Origin of the sequence: Pseudarthrobacter sp. NPDC058196, assembly GCF_042882685.1 — a bacterium.
In the GTDB taxonomy this organism is placed as follows: domain Bacteria; phylum Actinomycetota; class Actinomycetes; order Actinomycetales; family Micrococcaceae; genus Arthrobacter.
On record NZ_JBHVVN010000003.1, the window covers coordinates 65,614 to 87,506 of the forward strand.

The following is a 21,893-nucleotide window of genomic DNA, read 5'->3' on the forward strand; positions in this document are numbered from 1 at the left end:
TTCCTACCCTACCGTTTCGCCGGCGCCGTCCTGCCTGCCGCCCTCGGGCCCGCGCAGGTAGGAAAGCTGTGCGGCCACGGACAGTTCGGCGGCGCGCCTGACGGAAGGGTCGACGCCGGCATAGACGGCGTCCGCCACCTCACGCACGGATGCGTCCCCGCCCAGGCTGCGGAGCGCGGCACGGATCTGGGCCAGCCGTTCCTCGCGGTGCCGGCGGTAGTCCCGGACGATGTCCCGCAGGGACGGCAGCACCGGGCCGTGGGCCGGCAGCACGGTCGCGTTCCCCATTGCCTCCAGCCGGTCCAAAGTGGCGAGGTAGTCCCCCAGCGTGCCGTCCGGAAAGTCCAGGACGGTGGTGCCCCTGCCCAGGACGGTGTCCCCGGTCAGCACCGAGCCGTGCTGACCGTCGGCCGCGAGGTGGAAGCACACGGAATCCGAAGTGTGGCCGGGGGCGGCCAGCACCGTGATGTCTACTCCCGCTGCCTGAATCAGTTCGCCGTCGGCCAGTGGGGCTCCCCCGCCGTGGCAGTGGCCGGGGTCAGCCGCACGTACCGGCGCTCCGGTGAGTTCGTGCAGGCGGGCCGAACCGGCAGTATGGTCCGCATGCCGGTGCGTGACCAGGACCAGTTCGACGACGCCGGACCGGGCAACGGCGGCCAGGTGGGCTTCGTCCAGCGGGCCGGGGTCCACCACGACGACGGACGGGTGGCCGGGGGCGCGCAGGACGTAGGAGTTGGTGCCGTCCAGGCTCATGGGACCCGGGTTGGGTGCCAGGATGAACTGGGTGAGGTGGGAGCTGCGCTGCAGGCCGGGGCCGGTAACTGGGGTCACTGATCCATCCTTGCATCAAGCCCCGCCCTGCCCCACCCCTTCCCGGTAAGGCGCAGGCGGAATAGATCGGCTGCCTGCGCGGGTTGGCAACCTGTGACAGCACAGTGATCTCCACCAGGAAGCCGGACACCGCCCCATGAGCACACCATCACTCGCCGACCTTCTCGCCCAAGCGGACGCGGACGGCCACGACCACTCGGCGACCGAAAAGGCCACCGGCCTCCTGCACATCCACAACCACGCCACGGGCAGCATCATTTGGTTTCCCACGTGGAAGAAGTTCCGCGAAACAACCGACTGGACGGATGCCGTCACGGGCATCACGGCGGAACTCTCCGCCGCCCCCGCGCCTGCTGACCAGGCCGGCGCCGCACTGATCGCCGCGGACCTGCAGGCGCTGCTGGACCAGGCCTCCCGATCCGGTGACGCCGCCGTCTTCGTCCAGGAAAACCTCATCCGCCACCTGACCAGGACGTGGGCTGTCGGCGACGCAGTGGCACAGGCCGGCGGCAAGGACCTGTTCAGCAGCGGCTCCACCCCCACCGTCTACGCCGGCTACCCCTACGACGTCTACGCCCAGGATGGCGGCGTGTTCGCCACCACGCTCTGGAACGACCTCATCGACGCCCGGCGCAACCGCGCCTTGGCGGAGGAAGCTGCCCGCAAGGCGCTCAAGCCCGTGTCCCGCAAAGCGATGAAGAACGCTGCCCGGAAAGCCGCGCGCCGCTGACCCGGCACCGCCTGCGGCAACGCAAAACGGCGCCTTCCGGACCCAAGTCCGGGAGGCGCCGTCGCGCGTGGTGTGCCTAGGCCAGGCGGGTCAGCCAGCCGTGCGTGTCAGGTTCGGCGCCGGTCTGGATGCCCAGGAGCTTTTCGCGGATGGCCATGGTGGTTTCCCCGGCCTTGGCGTCCTCGGAGCCGATGAACTCGGTGGCATCCTTCAGTACCCCGATGGGGGTGATCACAGCCGCGGTGCCGCAGGCGAACACTTCGGCAATGTCGCCGGAGGCCACGCCGTCGCGCCACTCGTCAAGGGTGATCTTCCGCTCGGCAACGTCGCGGCCCATGTCCTTGGCCACCTGGATCACGGACATCCGGGTGACGCCCTCCAGGATGGTGCCGGTGAGGGCGGGCGTAACCAGGGAGCCGTCCTTCATGACGAAGAAGACGTTCATGCCGCCCAACTCTTCCACGGCGTTGTCATTGGCCTGGTCGAGGAACAGGACCTGCTTGCAGCCGTTGGCTTCGGCCTCCTGCTGCGCGATGAGCGAAGCGGCGTAGTTGCCGCCGCACTTGGCGTCGCCGGTGCCGCCGCGGCCGGCGCGGGCGTACTGGCGCGAGATCCAGATGGAGACCGGCTTGAGTTCGCCGCCGAAGTAGTTGCCGGCAGGAGAGGCGATCACCCGGAAGGACACCTCGCGGGCGGCGCGGACACCCAGGAACGCCTCGGTGGCAATCATGAAGGGGCGCAGGTAGAGGGCTTCGCCGTCGCCGGAGGGCACCCATTCCTTGTCGGCAGCCACCAGTTCGCGGATGGCCCCGAGGAAGTATTCGGCCGGCAGTTCGGGCAAGGCCAGCCGGCGGGCCGACTTGTTCAGCCGGGCGGCGTTCGCCTCGGGCCGGAAGGTCCAGACGGAGCCGTCGGCGTGCCGGTACGCCTTGAGTCCCTCGAAGATTTCCTGGCCGTAGTGGAACACAGCGGCGGAAGGGTCAAGGACGATCGGGCCATAGGGCTCGATCCGGGCATCGTGCCAGCCGCCGTTGCCGTCCGCGTCAACGCTGTAGTCGACGATGGCGGTGTGGTCGGTGAAGTAGTTGCCGAATCCCGGGTTTGCCAGGATGGCTGCACGCTCTTCGGCGGACTTCGGGTTCTCCGAAGGCTGCCGGGTGAATTCGACGCCATGGGCGGTCTGAGTCATGGTTCCTCCACGATCGGCCGCCCCGGGGTTCAGCGTTGAACAGCGAGGCGGCATTTGGTGATTCGAGTCAAGCTTACGCCCGATGCCGGGGCCTCCGGCGTGGGCTAGAGTCCGGCGGCGATGGCGTCGCCGACGGCGCTGGTGCTGCGGGCGGTGCCGTCGCGCTTCTCGACGTCCGCAACAACAGCGGCTTCGATCCGGCGTGCGGCTTCGGCGTAGCCCAGGTGGTCCAGCAGCAGTGCTGCGGAGAGGATGGCAGCGGTGGGGTCGGCCTTGCCCTGGCCGGCGATGTCCGGCGCGGAACCGTGGACGGGCTCGAACATGGAGGGCGCGGTGCGGTCCATGTTGATGTTGCCGGACGCCGCCAGGCCGATGCCGCCGGTGATGGCAGCGGCGAGGTCGGTGATGATGTCGCCGAACAGGTTGTCGGTGACGATCACGTCGAAGCGGGACGGGTCCGTGACCATGAAGATGGTGGCGGCATCAACGTGCAGGTAGTCGTGGGTGACCCCGGGGAATTCCGTGGCGACAGCTTCGACGGTGCGCTTCCAGAGATGCCCGGCGAAGACCAGGACGTTGTGCTTGTGGACCAGGGTGACGTGCTTGCGTTCGCGGAGGCTGGCGCGGCGGAAGGCGTCGCGGACCACGCGCTCCACACCGTGCGCGGTGTTCAGGGACACTTCGGTGGCGACCTCGTGCGGGGTTCCGGCGCGCAGTGTGCCGCCGTTTCCTACGTAGGGCCCCTCGGTTCCTTCACGCACCACGATGAAGTCGATGGTCCCGGGGTTTGCCAGCGGGCTGCCGACGGTCCCGTAGAGCCGCGAGGGCCGCAGGTTGACGAAGTGGTCCAGGCTGAAGCGGAGCTTGAGGAGCAACTCGCGCTCGATGATTCCGGACGGGATGCGGGTGTCGCCCGGGGCGGCACCGACGGCGCCGAAGAGGATCGCGTCGCGCGTCTTCAGGTCCGCCAGGACGTGGTCCGGCAGGGTTTCGCCGGTGGCGAGCCAATGCTCGGCGCCGAGCTCGTAATGCGTCGGCTTCAGCTGCACGCCCTCCGCGGCCACAGCCTTTTCGAGGACTTTGAGGGCCTCTGCAATGACTTCGGGGCCGATGCCGTCGCCGGGAATAACTGCAAGATCGATGGAGGATGCGCTCATGTTTTCAGGGTAGCCAAGTCATCCATATGCTGGTCAACCTATCCCAGAATGTGGACAGGAGCGCATCCTCCCGCGTGTTAGCGCCCTATTCTGCGGGTTCCTCGAATTTGGGGAACACGGGAACGGGAGCGGGCAGCGCCGTACCGGGAACGATCGGCGTGGCGATCGCGGCGAACTGGCGGGCGCCCTCCGGCTGGCCCAGGGCGTCCAGGAGCTTCGCTGTGGCGCCGGGCATCACCGGCTGGGCGAGGATCGCCACGATCCGCAGCACCTCCAGCGTCACGTACAGCACCGTGTTCATGCGCTCGACGTCCGTCTTCCGGAGCACCCAGGGCGCCTGCTCGGCGAAGTAGGCGTTGGTGTCCCCCAGCACGGCCCAGATGGCCTCCAGGGCGCGGCTGAATTCCTGCTTGTCGAAGGCGGCACGTGCGGCGTCGAGCAACCCGTTGGCCTGGGCCAGGATGGCGGTGTCCGCGGCCGTGAACCCGCCGGGGGCGGGGACTGCGGCGCCGCAGTTCTTGGCCACCATGGACAGGGACCGCTGGGCAAGGTTGCCGAAGTTGTTCGCCAGGTCCGAGTTCATCCGGCCCACGATGGCCTCATGGTTGTAGCTGCCGTCCGCCCCGAACGGGACCTCACGCAGGAAGAAAAAGCGCACCTGGTCCAGGCCGTAGCGGGCCACGAAATCGGCGGGGGCCACCACGTTGCCCAGGGACTTGGACATCTTGACCCCGTTGTTGTTCAGGAATCCGTGGATCATGACACGCTTCGGCAGTTCCAGCCCGGCGCTCATCAGGAACGCCGGCCAATAGATCGCATGGAAGCGGGAAATGTCCTTGCCGATGACGTGCACGTCGGCAGGCCAGTACCTCCGGAACTTTTCGGAGTCGACGTCCGGGTAGCCCACGCCGGTGAGGTAGTTGGTCAACGCATCCACCCACACGTACATGACGTGGTTGTCGTTGCCCGGAACGGGGACGCCCCAGTCGAATGTGGTCCGGCTGATGGACAGGTCTTCCAGGCCGCGCTTGACGAAGCTGATGACCTCGTTGAACCGGTACTGCGGCGCGCCGAATTCGGGGTGCGCCTCGTACAGCGCCAGCAGTTTGTCCTGGTAGGCGGACAGCCTGAAGAAGTAGCTCTCCTCAGCCGTCCAGGTCACCTCGGTGTCCGTCTCTTTCGAGTAGCGCACGCCGTCGTCCTTCACCACGGTGTCATCTTCGCCGTAGAAGGCTTCGTCCCGGACGGAGTACCAGCCTTCGTATTTGGAGAGGTAGATGTCGCCGTTGGCTTCCATCTTCTTCCAAATGGCCTGGGACGCGGCGTAGTGGTCCTCATCCGTGGTCCGGATAAACCGGTCATAGCTGACGCCCAGGGCGGCGTGCGCCGCCTTGTAGATCTCGGCGTTCCGGTTCACCAGTTCCTTGGGCGTGATGCCTTCCTTCTCTGCGGCCTGGGCGATCTTCATGCCGTGCTCGTCGGTGCCGGTCAGGAACATCACGTCATAGCCGTCCAGCCGCTTGAAGCGCGCCATGGCGTCGGTTGCTATGTACTCGTAGGCGTGGCCGATGTGCGGCACGCCATTGGGGTAGGTGATGGCCGTGGTGATGTAGAACGGCGTTTTCTCTGAAGCAGTCACGGTCGGACGGTTACCTTCGGTGCGTAAGCGGGTGGGCTAGATCAGTTCTGTCAGGGTATCGCTGAGCCGGACCAGTTCGTGGTCGTGCGAGGCCACCAGGACGGCGATGCCGTCAGAGGTGGTGTCCTTCAGGATGCTGATGATGCGGTTGGCGGAGGCGCGGTCCAGGCTGGCCGTGGGTTCGTCCACCACCAGGACCCGGGTGCCCAGGATCAGTGCCCTGGCGATGGCCACGCGCTGCCGTTCACCACCGGAGAGCTGGGCCGGGCGGTGCCGCATGCGGCGGCCAAGACCCACCAGGTCCAGCAGGTCCTTGGCCATGTCGCGCCGCTGCTCCACTTCGCCGTCGGGCACTGCGGGCAGCAGCACGTTCTCCAGGGCACTCATGCCGTCGATCAGGGCCCCGCCCTGGTCCACGTAGCCGATAAGCGCACGGCGGCGGTCGGCGATTTCGTCGTCGCCCATGCTTTCGAGCGAATCGCCTTCCCAGAAGACCCGGCCCGAGGTCGGCAGGGTCAGCCCCGCGCCAACGGTCAGGATGCTGGTCTTGCCCGAACCGCTTCGGCCGGCGACGCAGTGCATCTCCCCCGCGTGCAGGGTCAGGTCGAAGCCCTCCACCACGCTGACTGCCTCGGCGCCGCCCTTTCCGCCACCGTACCGGATGGTGATATCGCGCATCTCCAGCGGGGTGGCGTGATCGGCGGACTTGACGATGGTGTTGGCCCGGGTCTGCAGGGGGACCTCAGTGGAGCCGCTCCGGCGGCTGCGCTGGACATTCGTCGGGTTTGTCATTGGACCACTTTCGTTGCAATTGGTATCCAGCAAAGTACAGCCACCAGCCCGGCCACGGCGGCCCAGATGGCCGCGTAGGGTGCCAGCAGCAGGCCGATGCCCAGGGCGCCCAGCACGCCCAGCGGCAAGGCCACGGTTCCCACCAGCGCGTTCTCGAACAAACGCACCTGGCGAAGCATGTCCGGGTTCCACCCCATCGCCTGGAGGATGCCCAGGTACTGGCGCTTGGCGTTGAGCTCGAAGCGGCCGGTCACCAGCGTGAGCACCAGCCCCACAGCCACGCCGGCCACGGCCAGCAGGATGCTGGGCAGCGTGACGCTGGCCGCGGCCAGTCCACTCAGGGCACTGGCACCCGCGGCCCGCGGAATGTCGATCAGCAGGGCGATCAGGCCGCCGACGGCGGCGCCGAACACACCCACCGCCACGGCCAGGGACAGGGTGTTGAACTTGTTGGTGCCCAGCTGCCGGTTGGCGAACGTGAGCGGCGAATCGACCGGAATGAGCCGCTCGTCATGCTGCGGTTCCTGGTCGATCACGTCACGATGGCGCAGCTGTTGCGCGGCGAACAGGGCCGCGCCGCAGTAGAGGACCACGACGGCGGCGCACACCAGGGCGGTCGGCAGGCTCCAGCTCAACAAGCTCAACAGGACCCCGGCGGCGGCGAGCAGGACGGCACCCACGCCGAACTCCTCCAGGACCCAGGTGCGGATCCGCCGTTGCGTCCAGCCCATGGCCCGCAGAGTTCCGGCCTCGCTGCGGCGCTTCCGGATGTAGCTGACGGTTGACGCCCCGGTCAGCAGGGCTGCGCCGCAGAGGGTGAGGAACAACAGGGTGACGTTGGTTCCGGACAGTGATCCGGCCACGGCGTCGGCGGCATTCTGCCGGACCCAGGACTGCTGGACCGTGCCCAGCGGGGACTCCTTGCCCGCTCCGTCCTTGGAGTAACCGGGGACGGCGATGCTGGTGTCCTCGCGGGCCGAACCTGCCACGATGGTGGCGTCCAGGCCCATGGCACGGATTTCGGCGGCGAGCTTCTCCACCTCAGGCTGGGCTTCCTTCCAGCTGCCCGGAGCCTTGGCCCGGACGCGGACGGCGTCGATGACTGCGGCGTTCTGCTTGTAGCCGCGGGCTGCCGCGAGGCCGTAGTAGTCGGTTATCGCACCGGCAGACTGGCTTGCCAGTCCCGTGGCACTCAAGGATGGCTTCAGTTCCGCGGCGGGAACATCTTTGCCAGCGGCGTCCTTGACCAGGGTGAACGGGGTGGGGTCGTAGCCGCCAAGCGGAAGCTTGTTGACGTCACCTGAGGCGGCGGCCACGGCAGCGGGGTCGAACGTGCCGTACACCATGGGCAGCGGCTGGGCCGGCTGCTGCTGGCCGGTTGACAGGTTGTCCCGGTATGAACGCTCGTCCACCGGATCGCGCTGGGTCTGGTCCACGGGGGCACCGCTGGCGGCCTTGTCCGGCAGCCGGTTCACGGTTACCCAGTCACCGGGAACTGCGGTCTTGTCCACCGCACCGTTGGCGGCGGTGTCACCGTCGGTGTACTTGGGAGCGCCGGCGAAATTGGTGCTCCACTTGGCGGGCGTGTAGAGGCCCTGGTTGAAGTTGCCGTTGTTGCCCAGCAGGGACGAGTGGTCGGTGGAGCCGGGCCAGGACAGCGCGAAGGGGTCCTTGGACACGAACGGCAGGTAATCCTTGCCCAGCGATTTGGACACGGTACCGACGTCCTTGACCACCTTGCCGGCGTCGTCGACTTCCTCGATCTTGACGTTGTACTTCAGGTCCAGCGACGTGCCCGAGCGGACGATCAGCGGCACGGCCTGTGACCCGCCGGTGAGCTGGCCGGTGCGCTTGGCCTGCTGGTACTGGGTCATCAGGGGGGCCCAGTACTTGAGCTTGACGCCCAGGAAGTCCGGCCCTTCCTTGAGCTGGTCCATGCTGATGCCGTTGGTGAAGAGGCCTTCCAGGTACCGTCCCACGGCACCGGCGTCACGGGCGTCGGCGGGGGGCGCCTTTTCCAGCGGGGCCAGGAAGTCGCCTGCGGAGCCCAGCAGGGCCCGTTCGGACGCCGGGTCTACTGCCACGACGGATTCGGTGACCTCGGGGGCCAGCGGCAGAGCCACGGAGAGGTTGAAGAGGTTGTGCTCGGAGCCGCCGGCGGGGTTGGGGAACTTGATGCCGGTCTCCCCTGCCGGTGCGGCGATGCGGATGCTGCTGCCGCCCTGGGCCTTCTCTTCGACGAGGCGTGCCTTGCCCAGGGAGCCTTCGGCGGTGGTCTTAAAGAGGGTCTGCTCGGAGTTCCCGTCCGAGCTCACGGCGCTGGCGGTCAGCCGGTACTTCTTGGCAGTGTCGCTGAGGACTGATTCGGCCGCCGGCCACTGGTTCGGGGCGGTGGCGCCTGCGGCCTGGTCGGCGGTGGCGGTGCCGGCCAGCCCGGCGTTGTAGCCGAGGTAGTCCATGGCGTCGAGCCGGGGCGTCTCCAGGTTCTGGGTTACCCGCGAGACGAGGCTGATGGGTGCGGCAACGGACGTGCCGGAGAGTTTCCGGATGGAGTCCAGCTGGTCGAAGCCGATGCCGCCGGCGCCGTTTGCGATCTCGGGCTGGAGGAGTGCTCCGGAGGGCGCCTTGGCCTGGACCAGGATGTCGTAGAGCCCCCTCGAATTTTCGTCGATTGTCCTGTTGAGCGCGGCCTGTGACTGGCTCTGGACGACGACCGACAAGCACATGGCTGCGATCAAGATGGCCGCGGTCAACAGCAGCACCCTGCTTCTGATGAACCTCTGGACGGCGTTCATGGAACTCCCTGAAACCTGGATTGCGTGCGCACACTTCCAACCGCCCGGGCAGACGTGGGCAATGGCGGACGGATGTGCAAAAGGTATTGGCCGGTCTGCCGGCTACGGTCCTGAACCAGGACCAAGCCATTGTAAGCAGACCGGCCAATCATACGTGGCTCCGCCCGGGCGTGCCCGCGCGGAGGAGCGGCTTCGGCGTTTCGGCCGGTGTGTCGCGTTAGTCTTCCAGGTCCACTTCCCGGACCATTTCAGCGCCGATGCCGGCCTTGATGGCGTCCAGCACCTGCTGGGGAACGGAGCTGTCGATGGTCAGCAGGGCGAGGACCTGGCCGCCTTCGTCGGAACGTGCAACCTGCATGCCGGCGATGTTGATGTTGTTCATGCCCAGGATGTGGCCGATGGTGCCGATGACACCGGGGCGGTCGGTGTAGGCCACCACCACCAGGTGCTCGCTGATGGGGATTTCGACTTCGAAGCCGTTGATGCCCACCAGCTTCTCCACCTGCTTGGGTCCGGTGAGCGTACCGGCCACGGAGATCTGGCTGCCGTCGCTCAGGGCGCCGCGGAGCGTCAGGACGTTGCGGTACGACTCGGTATCGGGGGTGGTGATCAGCCGGACGTTGATGCCACGCTGTTCGGCGATGACAGGTGCGTTGACGTAGGACACCTGCTCGGTCACGATGTCGGCGAAGATGCCCTTCAGCGCGGCCAGCTCGAGCACCTTGACATCCAGGGAGGAGATTTCGCCGGCCACTTCGACGTCGAACTGGGTGAGCGAGGCGTGCGTCAGCGCGGTGAAGATGCGGCCCAGCTTTTCGATCAGCGGGATGCCCGGGCGGACGTCGGGTGCGATGACGCCGCCGGCAACGTTGACGGCGTCCGGCACCAGTTCGCCGGCCAGCGCCAGGCGGACGGACTTGGCCACGGAGACGCCGGCCTTTTCCTGGGCTTCGTCGGTCGAGGCGCCCAGGTGCGGGGTCACCACAACGTTGTCGAGCTTGAAGAACGGCAGGTCGGTGCTGGGTTCCTTGGCGAAGACGTCGACGCCGGCGCCGGCGATTTCGCCGTCCTGCAGGGCAGTGAAGAGGGCTTCCTCGTCCACGAGGCCGCCGCGGGCCACGTTGACCACGTAGGCGGTGCTCTTCATCTTCTTGAAGGCGTCCGCGCCGAGCATGCCCACGGTCTCAGGCGTCTTGGGCATGTGGATGGTGATGAAGTCGGACTGGGCAAGGAGCTCGTCCAGGGTGACCAGCTGCACGCCAAGCTGCGCCGCGCGGGCGGAGGTGATGTAGGGGTCGTAGGCCAGGATCTTGGTGTCGAAGCCCTTGAGGCGGGCTGCGACGAGGGCGCCGATCCGGCCGAGGCCGATGATGCCGATCTTCTTTTCGAACAGCTCGATGCCGGTGTACTTGGAGCGCTTCCACTCGCCGTCCTTGAGGGCTGCGCTGGCCTGCGGGATGTGGCGGGCCAGGCTGAGGATGTGGCCCACGGTCAGCTCGGCGGCGGAAACGATGTTGGACGTGGGGGCGTTGACCACCATGACGCCGGCCTGGGTGGCCGCCTTGATGTCAACGTTGTCCAGGCCCACGCCGGCACGGGCGATGACCTTCAGGTTCTTGGCGGCGGCGATGGCTTCGGCGTCCACCTGGGTGGCGGAGCGGACCAGGATGGCATCTACGTCACTGATCGCCGAGAGCAGCTGGGAACGGTCTGCGCCGTCAGTCTGGCGGATTTCAAAGTCCGGGCCGAGGGCCTCGACGGTGGCGGGGGAAAGTTCTTCGGCGAGCAGTACTACGGGTTTTGACACGGCTGATCCTCTGCGTTGCAGTCCTGGGGATGGAAACAAGTCTAGGCCGACGGAAAGGCCGGGCTCACATTGTTAAGTGTGAACCCGGCCTCACCGCTGCGGTCTGCGTGGTTGGGCTGGCGGCCTTAGCGGGCTGCGGAGCCTTCCACGTAGTCCACGTCCTGCTGCTGCCAGGAGAACAGGGAACGCAGCTCGCGGCCCACGGCCTCGATGGGGTGCTGTTCAGCCTTGGCGCGCAGTTCCTTGAACTCGACGCCGCCGTTGTCCTGGTCCTCGATGAAGCGCTTGGCGAAGGCACCGGACTGGATGTCGGCCAGGACGGCCTTCATGTTTTCCTTCACCTCGGGGGTGATGACGCGGGGGCCGGAGACGTAGTCGCCGTACTCGGCGGTGTCCGAGACGCTCCAGCGCTGCTTGGCGATGCCGCCTTCCCACATGAGGTCAACGATGAGCTTGAGCTCGTGCAGCACCTCGAAGTAGGCGATCTGCGGCTGGTAGCCGGCTTCGGTGAGGGTTTCGAAACCGTACTGGATCAGCTGGGACACGCCGCCGCAGAGTACGGACTGCTCGCCGAAGAGGTCGGTTTCGGTTTCTTCGGTGAAGGTGGTCTTGATGACGCCGGCGCGGGTGCCGCCGATGGCCTTGGCGTAGGACTTTGCCAGCTCCCAGGCGGAACCGGAGGCGTCCTGCTCGACGGCGATGATGTCCGGGATGCCGCGGCCGGCTTCGAACTCGCGGCGGACGGTGTGGCCCGGCGCCTTCGGGGCGATCAGGATGACGTCAACGCCCTCGGGGGCCTGGATGTAGCCGAAGCGGATGTTGAAGCCGTGGGCGAAGGCGAGGGCCTTGCCGGGGGTCAGCTTGTCCTTGATGGAGTCGTTGTAGATCGCGCGCTGGTGCTGGTCCGGCGCCAGGATCATGATGACGTCGGCCCATTCGGCGGCGTCGGCAACGTTCTTGACCGTGAAGCCGGCGTCCTCGGCCTTGGCGATCGACTTGGAGCCTTCCTTCAGGGCGATAACGACCTCGACGCCGGAATCGCGCAGGTTCAGCGCGTGGGCGTGGCCCTGCGAGCCGTAGCCCACAATGGCAACCTTGCGGCCCTGGATGATGGAAAGGTCGGCGTCGTCGTCGTAGAACATTTCAGTCACTTGCGTAACTCCTCTTGAGTGGTTGTAGATAGTGGTCTTGCGGTGCTGCGGTTACGGGCGCCAGGTCCCGCCCGGGCTGGTGCCTAGGCGGAACGGAGGGCCCGGTCACTCATGGAGCGGGATCCCCGTCCAACGGCCAGGGTGCCGGACTGCACGATTTCGCGGATGCCGAAGGGCTCCAGCACTGAAAGCAGGGCTGTGAGCTTTTCCGGATGGCCGGTGGCCTCAATGACGACCGAGTCGGTGGACACGTCCACCACTGAGGCACGGAACAGGTCTGCGGCCTGGGTTACCTGCAGGCGTGTTGCGGCATCCGCACGTACTTTGACCAGGATGTGGTCGCGCTGTACGGAAGTTTCTGGGGTCAGCTCAACGATCTTGATCACGTTGACGAGCTTGTTGAGCTGTTTGGTGACCTGCTCGATGAGGTCACCGTCGGCGTCGACCACCACGGTCATGCGGGACACGCCCGGCACTTCGGTGGGGCCGACGGCCAGGGAATTGATGTTGAAGGCGCGGCGGGCGAACAGGCTCGCCACGCGGGTCAGGACGCCGGGCTTGTCCTCAACCAGGACGGAAAGTGTGTGGCGGCTCATGCTCAGTCTTCCTCTTCCCATTCCGGGGTCATGTTTCGGGCAACCTGGATCTGGTCATTGCTCACTCCGGAGGGGACCATCGGCCACACCATGGAGTTGGGGCTCACCACGAAGTCGATGACCACGGGGCGGTCGTTGATTTCGAGTGCCTTCTGGATGGTGGCGTCGATGTCCTCTTCGCGTTCGCAGCGGAACGAGGCGCAGCCGTAGGCCTCGCCCAGTTTGACGAAGTCCGGGATGCGGACGGTGTCGTGGCCGGTGTTGAGGTCGGTGTTGGAGTAGCGGCCCTCGTAGAAGAGGGTCTGCCACTGGCGCACCATGCCCAGCGAGGAGTTGTTGATGACGGCAACTTTGATGGGGATCTTGTTAATGGCGCAGGTGGCCAGCTCCTGGTTGGTCATCTGGAAGCAGCCGTCGCCGTCGATGGCCCAGACCACCCGGTCAGGTTCGCCCACCTTGGCGCCCATGGCCGCGGGAACGGCGTAGCCCATGGTGCCGGCGCCGCCGGAGTTCAGCCAGGCGTGCGGGCGCTCGTACTTGATGAACTGGGCAGCCCACATCTGGTGCTGGCCAACGCCCGCCACGTACACGCCTTCGGGCCCGGTCAGCTTGCCGATCCGCTCAATGACCTTCTGCGGGGCGATCAGGCCGTCGTCCGGTTCCGTCCAGCCCAGCGGATAGGTTTCCTTGAGGTTGTTCAGGAAGGCCCACCAGGTGGTCAGGTCCGGCGTGCCGGACGTTTCGAACTGGCTGCGCACGGCTTCCGTCAGTTCCGGGATGATCTCCTTGACCGACCCGACGATGGGGACATCGGCGGTGCGGTTCTTGGAGATCTCCGCGGGGTCGATGTCCGCGTGGATGACCTTGGCATGGGGTGCGAAGGTGCGCAGCACACCCGTGACGCGGTCATCGAAACGGGCGCCGAGCGTGATCAGGAGGTCCGACTGCTGAAGGGCCGTGACGGCAGAAACGCTGCCGTGCATCCCCGGCATGCCCACATGCTGCGGGTGGGAATCCGGGAACGCGCCCTTTGCCATCAGCGTGGTCACCACGGGGGCACCCGTGGCCTCGGCGAGGGCGAGCAGTTCCGCGGAGGCATGCGCCTTGACCACGCCGCCACCGACGTACAGGACCGGCTTGGAGGCAGCGGCGATGAGTTTGGCCGCCTCGCGCACCTGCTTGTTGTGGCCCCGGGTGACCGGACGGTAGCCGGGCAGGTCGATCCGCGGCGGCCAGGAGAAAGTCATCTGCCCCACCTGGGCGTCCTTGGCAACGTCCACCAGGACGGGGCCGGGACGGCCGGTGGAGGCCAGGTGGAAGGCCTCGGCCATGACGTGCGGGATGTCGTTGGGGTCGGTCACCAGGAACGAGTGCTTGGTGATCGGCATGGTGATGCCCACGATGTCGGCTTCCTGGAATGCATCGGTACCAATGACGCCGCTGGCGACCTGGCCGGTGATGGCCACCAGGGGCACGGAGTCCATGTGGGCATCCATGATGGCGGTAACGAGGTTGGTGGCGCCGGGACCCGAGGTGGCGATGCAGACGCCAACCCGCCCGGTAACCATGGCGTAGCCTTGCGCGGCGTGGCCGGCTCCCTGTTCGTGACGGACCAGCACGTGGTTCATGGTGGAGGCCATCAAGGGGTCGTAGGTGGGCAGGATCGCGCCACCAGGCAAACCGAAAATGTCGTCGACGCCGAGTTCTTCGAGCGAACGGACGATTGCTTGCGAGCCGGTCATCACCGTCGGGGGTACGACGTTGTTCGGCCCAAGGACAGGAGAGACGGCAGCAAGGTCGGCGACGACGGCGGCATGCTCAGCCGTCCGGTCGGCGCGTTCCGGAGCCTTGGCGGCTCCAGCGGACTTGGTGGCCATCAGCGAGGGGCTGATGGGCGATCCTTTGCTCATCGGACTCTTCCTTGTGGATCTTCTCTGGTGTTGGAACGTGGCTGGAAAGGCGGGAAATAAAAAAACCCCTCAGCCTGGTGGCTCTGTGAGGGGTTCGCGCGTGACGGTTCGTTACCAGTAGAGGCTAATGTGCCACGCGCTTGGTAAGGACGACGACGATGCCGGTAACGAAAGTCATGCGTTCAGTTTTCCCTCTGGTGTGATGGGTGTCAACGAGCAACAACCCTATCTCACCATGTGGACAACACTGTCCACTCTTTGATCCTATCTCGGAAGGACCAGCCGAAATCGAACGTCAGCCGGTGTAGGCGCCCTGGCTGGCGCTGTGCACCAGCTTGGCGTACTTGGCGAGCACTCCCTTGGTGTAGCGGGCCGGAAGCGGCTCCCAGCCCACTTTGCGGGCCTCAAGTTCCGCGTCGTCCACCAGCAGGTCGAACGTGCGCGCGGCGATGTCCACCCTGATCCGGTCGCCGTCCTTGACGAAGGCGATCGGGCCGCCGTCGACCGCTTCCGGCGCAACGTGGCCGATGCACAAGCCGGTGGTTCCGCCGGAGAAGCGGCCGTCCGTCAGCAGCAGGACGTCCTTGCCCAGGCCGGCACCCTTGATGGCACCGGTGATCGCCAGCATTTCCCGCATGCCGGGGCCGCCCTTGGGACCTTCGTACCGGATGACGACGACGTCGCCGGCCTTGATCTCGCCGTTGTCGAGCGCGTCCAGGGCGCCCTTCTCACGCTCGAAGACGCGGGCTGAGCCCTCGAAGACGTCGGCGTCGAAGCCGGCGCTCTTGACGACGGCGCCTTCCGGAGCCATTGAGCCGTGCAGGATGGTGATGCCGCCGGTTTTATGGATCGGGTTGTCCAGTGCGCGCAGGATCTTGCCGTCAACGTCCGGCGGGTTGATCGCGTCGAGGTTTTCGGCGACGGTCCTGCCGGTAACGGTGAGGCAGTCGCCGTGCAGCAGGCCGGCGTCGAGCAGGGCCTTCATGATGACGGGCACTCCGCCGATCCTGTCGACGTCGGTCATGACGTAGCGGCCGAAGGGCTTGAGGTCGCCCAGGTGCGGAATCCTGTCGCCGATGCGGTTGAAGTCATCGAGGGTCAGTTCAACCTCGGCTTCGCGCGCGATGGCCAGCAGATGAAGGACGGCGTTGGTGGAGCCGCCGAACGCCATGGTGACGGCGATGGCATTTTCGAAGGCCTTCTTGGTCATGATGTCGCGGGCGGTGATGCCCAGGCGCAGCAGGTTGACCACCGCTTCGCCGGACTTGCGGGCAAATTCATCACGACGGCGGTCTGCCGAGGGCGGGGCGGCCGAGCCGGGGAGGGACATGCCCAGCGCCTCGCCGATGCACGCCATGGTGTTGGCCGTGTACATGCCACCGCAGGCACCCTCACCGGGGCAGATGGCCTTTTCGATCCGGGTGAGGTCTTCCATGCTCATCTTGCCCGCGGCGCAGGCACCCACCGCTTCAAAGGCGTCGATGAGTGTTACTTCCTTTTCGGAGCCGTCCTCGAGCTTCACCCAGCCGGGCATGATGGAACCGGCGTAAAGGAAGACGCTGGCCAGGTCCAGGCGGGCGGCTGCCATGAGCATGCCGGGCAGGGACTTGTCGCAGCCGGCCAGCAGGACCGAACCGTCGATCCGCTCCGCCTGCATTACGGTCTCCACGGAGTCGGCGATGACTTCGCGGGAGACCAGGGAGAAGTGCATTCCCTCGTGGCCCATGGAAATGCCGTCCGAAACCGAAATGGTGCCGAACTGCATGGGGAACCCGCCGCCTGCGTGGACGCCTTCCTTGGCGCCCTGCGCGAGGCGGTTCAGGGAGAGATTGCAGGGGGTGATCTCGTTCCATGAGCTCGCCACGCCGATCTGCGGCTTGGCGAAGTCGTCATCGCCCATGCCGACCGCACGGAACATGCCGCGCGCAGGCGCCGCGTGGATTCCATCGGTGACGACGCGGCTGCGGGGCTTGATGTCAGGCGTGTTCTCGGTTGCGGTCTGGGCGTCACTCATAGGGGAAAGTCTAGGACGCGCACCGCGGCCCGACGACCGTCAAATCAGCCTCCCGTTGAAATAACGGCAAAAAACTGCCAAATAGTGGACTGACGTCTCGCATGGTGAGACGGCACCGGCGTTCGAGGCTCCTGCCGCCCGGCCGTGCGACTGGGGTGGACGCCGGCCGGCGGCCTGCGGCTTCTCTGGACAGCAGTGGCTGCCCGACGTAGCGTCGGGGACAGGACACCCCGCCGCCCGGATCGAGAGGCCTGCCATGGACATTCTTTTCTGGATCATTCTCATCATTGTTGTCGCGGCAGTCGTTTGGTGGCTGCTGAAGCGAAACAAAACGACCAGCGTGCCGGGCGCCTCCGGCACCAGATCTGATGGCGCCCTGGGGGGAGGCAGCGCCGCGGCGTCGGCCGAGGCTGCCGCCACCACCGGGATACCCACGGCAGCGGGCTTCGGCGGCGCCGCCGAACCGGCAGCCCCGGCAACGGCTGAGGAACCGGCGGATTCGTCGGCGTCGCCACGGACGGCGACACCCCCGGTTGCCGAGGCCCCTGACACCCCGGTCCGGGACCCTTCCGACGCCGATGACGGCACATCCTCTCCCGGCGACCGCGAGGAGCGCAGGCTGCAGGATGAAGCCGAGTGGGAAACCCAATGGTCAGAGGCCGGCCCGTCCGGGTCACGGCACACACCGGCCGCCAGCAGCGATGCACCGGCAACGGCCTCAGCATCGCAGGCACCCCCGCCCGCCGCGGGGGCCGCCCCGGGTGAAGCTGGCCCCTGGCAGCAGGATTCCCAGGAGCACCGCTCCCCCGCACCTGTCCATCATGACGAATACACGGCACCCCACGCCCCGACGCTGCCCGGCGCCGAAACCGCCGCGGTGGAAGAAACCGCGCCGGCTGAAGCGACGGACCGCGCCGAGGCCTCCGCCCTGGTGGAGGAAGCAGCAGGCCACCACCGCGATGCCGCCCCGGAGCGCAGCGAAGCGGCGGCCGAATCATCCGGCCACCTTGCGGCAGAGGAACCCTACGGGGCAGGCTCGGCGTCGCCGGCCGCCGACGGAAGCGGTCCCGCGGACTACAGCGTCAAGGGAGACGCCGCTGCGATGGTCTACTACGAAGAAGGACATCCCGACTACGAGCAGACCCGGGCGGAAGTCTGGTTCGAGTCTGCAGCGCACGCCGAGGCTGCCGGCTTCCGCTCTCCGCGCCGCAAACGGCTCTAGGAGGAGGTGGGGCGGAGGCAAGGCGCGCCCCGCCACCGCCAGTCCGCCCATCTCCGTCCTCGAGGTGGAGGAAAAGCTGAAAGTGCAGCCGGCCGCCTCATGGACGGCGGTCTTCCTCCCGGACCGCACGGCGTACATCTCCCAGCGTGGAACCGCGCTGTTGAATTCGGTCGGCCACGGACAAGCCGCCACCTTGGGCAAAGGCCCGGGAGTGGGCGCCCGGGAACCCCTTCGGCAATGCCGCCCCCTCCACGACACCGAGGCAGGCAATCCTGTGGCCTATTTCACAGGGATGGACGGGCGGATCAGGCAGGTAGTCCGGACCCCGAACGGTGGATTGTGGCTGATGACGAACAACGAAAACCCTGATTTCGTGCCGGTTTTGGAGCTGCGGCGGTGACGGCAGCTCCTCCGTGGGCGCCGATTTCACTTGCACCGGAAGTTCGTGTAGAGTTTCATGTCGTTGCGGAGATCAACGGGAAAGAAAAAGCCCGAAAGATCGAAGCAAAGAAGATGCACCTCTAGCTCAATTGGCAGAGCAATTGACTCTTAATCAATGGGTTCCGGGTTCAAGTCCCGGGGGGTGCACCAAAGAAACCCCGTCTTTACTGGCCGAGCAGCCACGTAAAGGCGGGGTTTCGTTTTGCGCTTGCCACGGAAGTGTCACTTTGGGGGTAACACTCGTCGGGGGCCAATTCCTCCTGGAGCCGCGGGATTAGCCGCACGCGGCTCAGCATCTGCTCTGAAGACCAAGAAGATTGGCAGGGCCCTCCGCTAACCTCGCCTCATGAGACTAAAGATCCGTCATGAGACTCCTGGGTGGGTCAAGCAGTTGGCGGCCGGCGCCCAAGGGGGTACGTGCCGACGGACGCGGCGAACTCGACACACTGCCGGACGAGTTCGCCAGGCCGGGCGACGCTGTGGCTGGTCTTCTTGCGGGTGGCCATGATGTCCTGTCAGCGTGACCCGCTGCCCTGCCCGGGCTGTAACCGGGTAAAGCCGGGAGCCCTGGGTTCGGCACACATGACCGGGTACCCGTTCCTGATTGAAAGTAGCCTCAGTTGAAAAAACAGTTCGCCGTCACCGCTGCCCTCGCCGGTATCACCCTGGCAGTCGCCGGATGTTCCGCGACCGTCACCCCCGGCCCTGGCACGGCCGTGCCCACGCCCGGCACGACAGCTCCGCCCACCGCTTCCTCCCCGGCAGCCTCCGCAGCGGCATCCACCGGATGGGAACTGAAGCCACAGGGCGGCGGTGACCGGATCAAGGCCGCCGGGCTCCAGGTCCTCAACGCCGAAGGCGCTGCAGAGCACTTCCATGCGCACCTGGACGTCCTCGTGGACGGCAAGCCGGTCCCCGTCCCGGCGGACATCGGCTTCAGCTTCACCCCGGCCGGCAAGCCCAACGGGATCTCCGCGCTGCACAGCCATGACGAATCCGGGATCATCCACATCGAAGCACCAACCGCCGGCGCCACCTACACGCTCGGGCAGTTCCTCACCGAATGGGGTGTCCTGGACGGCACCGACCCCACGCCCGGAACGCCACACTCCGCCCAGGACGGCTGGAGCGTGGCCGTCAACGGCGTTCCGCACGACGGGAAGATCTCCGACGTGGTCCTAAAAGCCCACGACGAGGTCGTCCTGTTCCACGGCGCGGCACCAGCCCCGGTCCCCGCCACGTTCACCTTTCCGGCAGGGTTGTAGCCACTTCACCGGCGGCCGCTGATGAAGACCTCCACGTGCTCCGCTGCGCACATAACAATGTGGCCGCCGGACACAAAAAAGCGTGACCCCGCATTCCTATGCCGGGGCCACGCTCTGTAAGGCGTTATGGAAAAGCCGGTTACTTGGCAGAGTCCACCAGCGCAGCGGCGTTGCTTGGCGTCGTGGCGAACTGGCTGGCAAGTTCGCGGACCACGGCTTTGAGCTCCTGGCGCAGGACCTCGGGATCGATCGAGGCTGAGGCCAATACCGAACGCTCCATCTCCACCGCCTGGGCCACCGCTTCCTTGCCGCGTTCGGTCAGCGAGACCACGTGGCTCCTGCGGTCCGAGGTGCTCCGGACCCGGGCGATATGGCCATGGGACTCAAGCCGGCTGAGCGTCTTGCCCATGGTCTGGGCCTGGACGCGGACATACTGGGCGAGCTGGGCCTGGGTCATGGGCCCCTGCGCAGCCAGCACTTCTATGGCGATAACACCGGCGTGGGTGAGTCCGATGGCACCAAGTTTTTCGTTCCAGGAGTGTTCAACGAGGCGCGCAGCAGTGGACAGGAGGCGCCCTGTGGGCCAGTGATCCATATCAGGCATAGCAGCCAGTATAACCAAGTGCCGATTAGCACTCGCCCCACCCGCTTACTAGGCTGTTGTGTCCCGCCCGCAACAAGGAGAAAAACAATGGCTGAAAGACTCGTTACCGGCGACAAAGCACCCGCATTCACCTTGCAGGACTCAAGCGGGAAGGAGGTCAGCCTGGACCCGGCATCCGGCCGCTCCACCATTGTCTACTTCTATCCGGCAGCGTCCACGCCCGGCTGCACCAAGGAAGCCTGCGACTTCCGCGACAGCCTTGCCTCCCTGCAGGGCTCCGGATACGACGTCCTGGGCATTTCGCCTGACCCGGTCGAAAAACTGGCAAAATTTGCCGCAAACGAAGCCCTGACGTTCCCCCTGCTCTCCGATGAGGACCACGCAGTGGCCGAAGCCTACGGCGCCTGGGGCGAAAAGAAGAACTACGGAAAGACATACCAGGGCCTGATCCGCTCCACCATCGTGGTGGATCCCGACGGCAACGTTTCCCTGGCACAGTACAACGTCAGGGCAACCGGCCACGTGGCCAAGCTGCGGCGGGACCTCAACCTGGACGCCTGACCACGCCGCGGCTGCCGGAACACCCTGCCGGCGCGACGCTACAATGGACACTGGCATCCCGCCGTCGAACGCTTGGCGTTCATGGCCGGAAGCCTGCGCGCGAGTGGTGAAATTGGCAGACACGCAGGATTTAGGTTCCTGTGCCTTCGGGCGTGGGGGTTCAAGTCCCCCCTTGCGCACACAGCGGATCCCCCGGCTTCGGCCGGGGGATCCTTTGCTTTAAACCGCGCCCCCTCCTGCCGGTTCGTGCCCCGAATAGAAAAACTCCAAGGATCCACCCATCCACTTCCGCCCACCGGCCGAATAGCCAATGAGACACCAGCCAAGGGCAGGTGCTTACCCCCAAATCAGACTGCAAGCCACGGACACCGCTCCAAGGGCAGCAGGCTAAACGATCCAAGGAGTACTGAAATGCAGACCTTCAAGCGCACCACTTTCACCGTTGCAGGCGTTGCAGCGGCCGCTCTGCTCAGCCTTACCGCATGTGGCGGTTCGGGCAGCACCTCCGGGTCCTCGGCATCTTCGGCGCCGATGTCCTCCGCCCCCAGCTCGAGCATGGCCTCACCATCCGCCAGCGCATCGGCCAAATCCTCCGCCGGCAGCATGGACCCGGCAGCGAACCTGGTCGGCCCTGGCTGCGCCGCCTACGCCCAGAAGGTTCCCACCGGCGCCGGCTCGGTAGCCGGCATGGCCCTGGATCCGGTGGCCGTCGCCGCCTCCAACAACCCCATCCTCACCACGCTGACCGCATCGGTGTCCGGCAAGCTCAACCCCAAGGTCAACCTGGTGGACACCCTCAACGGCGGCGAGTTCACTGTTTTCGCCCCGGTGGATGACGCCTTCAAGAAGATTGACGCCGCCACGATCGACACCCTGAAGACGGACGATGCCCTGCTGAGCAAGATCCTGACCTACCACGTTGTTCCCGGCCAGATCACCCCTGACAAGATCGCCGGCACCCACGCCACCGTCGAGGGCGGCTCCGTCACCGTCACCGGCAGCGGAAACAACCTCAAGGTGGACAACGCCAACGTCATCTGCGGCGGCGTCAAGACCAAGAACGCCACGGTCTACCTGATCGACTCCGTGCTGATGCCCAAGTAGCCGACCCAGGCAACAGGCGTCCTTCGACCAAGCCGGGTTCCACTGGTTTTCCAGGGGCCCGGCATTGGCGTGTCCGGCTCCGGGC

At 66.3% G+C, this 21,893-nt stretch carries 17 protein-coding genes and 2 tRNA genes; 7 read left to right on the plus strand and 12 right to left on the minus strand.

Annotated features, from left to right (window positions below; all coding sequences use genetic code 11):
• Nucleotides 1-3 precede the first annotated feature (3 nt).
• Nucleotides 4-831 (minus strand): MBL fold metallo-hydrolase, encoded by an 828-nt coding sequence (locus ACFVVC_RS05375; protein WP_387449975.1) that lies wholly within the window; start codon nt 829-831, stop codon nt 4-6.
• Nucleotides 832-967: 136 nt separating this feature from the next.
• Between ACFVVC_RS05375 and ACFVVC_RS05380 the strand changes: the two genes are divergently transcribed.
• Complete coding sequence (locus tag ACFVVC_RS05380) at nt 968-1,561, plus strand: hypothetical protein (RefSeq protein WP_387449977.1); 594 nt, start codon at nt 968-970, stop codon at nt 1,559-1,561.
• A gap of 76 nt (nt 1,562-1,637) precedes the next feature.
• Here the strand turns inward: ACFVVC_RS05380 and ACFVVC_RS05385 are convergent, their stop codons facing one another.
• From ACFVVC_RS05385 to ilvD, 10 genes are all read right to left on the minus strand, one after another.
• On the minus strand, nt 1,638-2,750 hold the full coding sequence (locus tag ACFVVC_RS05385; RefSeq protein ID WP_285247621.1) for a branched-chain amino acid aminotransferase: 1,113 nt from the start codon (nt 2,748-2,750) through the stop codon (nt 1,638-1,640).
• 104 nt (nt 2,751-2,854) lie between these two features.
• Entirely contained in the window at nt 2,855-3,907 is a 1,053-nt protein-coding gene (locus tag ACFVVC_RS05390) for a 3-isopropylmalate dehydrogenase (RefSeq protein ID WP_387449979.1), read from the minus strand.
• 85 nt (nt 3,908-3,992) lie between these two features.
• Nucleotides 3,993-5,546 (minus strand): methionine--tRNA ligase, encoded by a 1,554-nt coding sequence (gene metG, locus ACFVVC_RS05395; RefSeq protein WP_387449981.1) that lies wholly within the window; start codon nt 5,544-5,546, stop codon nt 3,993-3,995.
• Nucleotides 5,547-5,582: 36 nt separating this feature from the next.
• Nucleotides 5,583-6,338 (minus strand): ABC transporter ATP-binding protein, encoded by a 756-nt coding sequence (locus ACFVVC_RS05400; RefSeq protein WP_018760051.1) that lies wholly within the window; start codon nt 6,336-6,338, stop codon nt 5,583-5,585.
• Nucleotides 6,335-9,133, minus strand: a complete 2,799-nt coding sequence (locus ACFVVC_RS05405) for an ABC transporter permease (RefSeq protein ID WP_387449984.1) — start codon at nt 9,131-9,133, stop codon at nt 6,335-6,337. The genes ACFVVC_RS05400 and ACFVVC_RS05405 overlap by 4 nt, the downstream gene beginning before the upstream one ends.
• Before the next feature lie 217 nt (nt 9,134-9,350).
• Nucleotides 9,351-10,940 (minus strand): phosphoglycerate dehydrogenase, encoded by a 1,590-nt coding sequence (serA, locus tag ACFVVC_RS05410; protein WP_109045023.1) that lies wholly within the window; start codon nt 10,938-10,940, stop codon nt 9,351-9,353.
• Nucleotides 10,941-11,065: 125 nt separating this feature from the next.
• Nucleotides 11,066-12,091 (minus strand): ketol-acid reductoisomerase, encoded by a 1,026-nt coding sequence (gene ilvC, locus ACFVVC_RS05415; protein WP_285243951.1) that lies wholly within the window; start codon nt 12,089-12,091, stop codon nt 11,066-11,068.
• An 83-nt stretch (nt 12,092-12,174) separates the two neighbouring features.
• Nucleotides 12,175-12,687 (minus strand): acetolactate synthase small subunit, encoded by a 513-nt coding sequence (ilvN, locus tag ACFVVC_RS05420; RefSeq protein WP_018760055.1) that lies wholly within the window; start codon nt 12,685-12,687, stop codon nt 12,175-12,177.
• Between the two features lie 2 nt (nt 12,688-12,689).
• On the minus strand, nt 12,690-14,597 hold the full coding sequence (locus tag ACFVVC_RS05425; RefSeq protein WP_387449986.1) for an acetolactate synthase large subunit: 1,908 nt from the start codon (nt 14,595-14,597) through the stop codon (nt 12,690-12,692).
• A gap of 295 nt (nt 14,598-14,892) precedes the next feature.
• A complete protein-coding gene (gene ilvD, locus ACFVVC_RS05430) occupies nt 14,893-16,611 on the minus strand; it encodes a dihydroxy-acid dehydratase (RefSeq protein WP_387449988.1) in 1,719 nt (572 codons plus the stop codon).
• 256 nt (nt 16,612-16,867) lie between these two features.
• Here ilvD and ACFVVC_RS05435 point away from each other — a divergent pair, with 256 nt between their 5' ends.
• The 3 genes from ACFVVC_RS05435 to ACFVVC_RS05445 all read left to right on the plus strand — a co-directional run bounded on the left by ACFVVC_RS05435 (nt 16,868) and on the right by ACFVVC_RS05445 (nt 19,539).
• Nucleotides 16,868-17,833, plus strand: a complete 966-nt coding sequence (locus ACFVVC_RS05435) for a hypothetical protein (RefSeq protein ID WP_387449990.1) — start codon at nt 16,868-16,870, stop codon at nt 17,831-17,833.
• A gap of 515 nt (nt 17,834-18,348) precedes the next feature.
• Nucleotides 18,349-18,424, plus strand: a tRNA-Lys gene (locus ACFVVC_RS05440).
• 470 nt (nt 18,425-18,894) lie between these two features.
• Entirely contained in the window at nt 18,895-19,539 is a 645-nt protein-coding gene (locus tag ACFVVC_RS05445; RefSeq protein WP_387449992.1) for a hypothetical protein, read from the plus strand.
• A 139-nt stretch (nt 19,540-19,678) separates the two neighbouring features.
• Here the strand turns inward: ACFVVC_RS05445 and ACFVVC_RS05450 are convergent, their stop codons facing one another.
• Entirely contained in the window at nt 19,679-20,134 is a 456-nt protein-coding gene (locus tag ACFVVC_RS05450) for a MarR family winged helix-turn-helix transcriptional regulator (RefSeq protein ID WP_387450416.1), read from the minus strand.
• Nucleotides 20,135-20,230: 96 nt separating this feature from the next.
• On the opposite strand from ACFVVC_RS05450, the gene bcp reads away from it, so the two are divergent.
• The 3 genes from bcp (at nt 20,231) to ACFVVC_RS05465 (ending at nt 21,808) form a co-directional block, all read left to right on the plus strand.
• Nucleotides 20,231-20,704, plus strand: a complete 474-nt coding sequence (bcp, locus tag ACFVVC_RS05455; protein WP_387449994.1) for a thioredoxin-dependent thiol peroxidase — start codon at nt 20,231-20,233, stop codon at nt 20,702-20,704.
• A gap of 97 nt (nt 20,705-20,801) precedes the next feature.
• Nucleotides 20,802-20,883 (plus strand) — tRNA-Leu (locus ACFVVC_RS05460).
• Nucleotides 20,884-21,115: 232 nt separating this feature from the next.
• A complete protein-coding gene (locus ACFVVC_RS05465; RefSeq protein WP_387449996.1) occupies nt 21,116-21,808 on the plus strand; it encodes a fasciclin domain-containing protein in 693 nt (230 codons plus the stop codon).
• The last annotated feature ends 85 nt before the right edge of the window (nt 21,809-21,893 follow it).

Coding starts and splice junctions, on each gene's coding strand:
- bcp (WP_387449994.1), top strand. CDS start 20,231: ATGGCTGAAAGACTCGTTACCGGCGACAAAGCACCCGCATTCACCTTG.
- ilvN (WP_018760055.1), bottom strand. CDS start 12,687: ATGAGCCGCCACACACTTTCCGTCCTGGTTGAGGACAAGCCCGGCGTC.
- ACFVVC_RS05390 (WP_387449979.1), bottom strand. CDS start 3,907: ATGAGCGCATCCTCCATCGATCTTGCAGTTATTCCCGGCGACGGCATC.
- ACFVVC_RS05405 (WP_387449984.1), bottom strand. CDS start 9,133: ATGAACGCCGTCCAGAGGTTCATCAGAAGCAGGGTGCTGCTGTTGACC.
- ACFVVC_RS05400 (WP_018760051.1), bottom strand. CDS start 6,338: ATGACAAACCCGACGAATGTCCAGCGCAGCCGCCGGAGCGGCTCCACT.
- ACFVVC_RS05435 (WP_387449990.1), top strand. CDS start 16,868: ATGGACATTCTTTTCTGGATCATTCTCATCATTGTTGTCGCGGCAGTC.
- ACFVVC_RS05385 (WP_285247621.1), bottom strand. CDS start 2,750: ATGACTCAGACCGCCCATGGCGTCGAATTCACCCGGCAGCCTTCGGAG.
- ACFVVC_RS05380 (WP_387449977.1), top strand. CDS start 968: ATGAGCACACCATCACTCGCCGACCTTCTCGCCCAAGCGGACGCGGAC.
- ACFVVC_RS05465 (WP_387449996.1), top strand. CDS start 21,116: ATGCAGACCTTCAAGCGCACCACTTTCACCGTTGCAGGCGTTGCAGCG.
- ACFVVC_RS05450 (WP_387450416.1), bottom strand. CDS start 20,134: ATGGATCACTGGCCCACAGGGCGCCTCCTGTCCACTGCTGCGCGCCTC.
- ilvD (WP_387449988.1), bottom strand. CDS start 16,611: ATGAGTGACGCCCAGACCGCAACCGAGAACACGCCTGACATCAAGCCC.
- ACFVVC_RS05425 (WP_387449986.1), bottom strand. CDS start 14,597: ATGAGCAAAGGATCGCCCATCAGCCCCTCGCTGATGGCCACCAAGTCC.